1 protein-coding gene is annotated in these 239 nt (G+C 39.7%); it reads left to right on the top strand.

The annotated features are described in order from the left end of the window. A partial coding sequence (locus tag EII29_RS11810; RefSeq protein WP_125237634.1) for a filamentous hemagglutinin N-terminal domain-containing protein occupies positions 1–239 on the top strand: 239 nt, incomplete at both ends.

The raw sequence follows: 239 nt of genomic DNA, 5'->3' as shown, positions 1-239 counted from the left end.
GCAAACTTAATCATAACGGAAGTGACAGGAAAGAATAAGAGTAATATAAACGGAATAGTGGAAGTGGCAGGACAAAGAGCTGACCTTGTAATGGCAAATAGAAACGGAATATTTGTTAACGGGGGCGGTTTTTTAAATACGGACAGAGTAACGCTTACAACAGGAAATTTACATATGAAAGACGGGGACTTAGTAGGCATAGATGTATCACAGGGACATATAGGGATAGGAGAAAGAGG

It is taken from the genome of Leptotrichia sp. OH3620_COT-345, assembly GCF_003932895.1.
Classification (GTDB): domain Bacteria; phylum Fusobacteriota; class Fusobacteriia; order Fusobacteriales; family Leptotrichiaceae; genus Pseudoleptotrichia.
The sequence above is the reverse complement of the archived record's forward strand: the minus strand, read 5'-3'. Positions and strand labels throughout refer to the sequence as shown.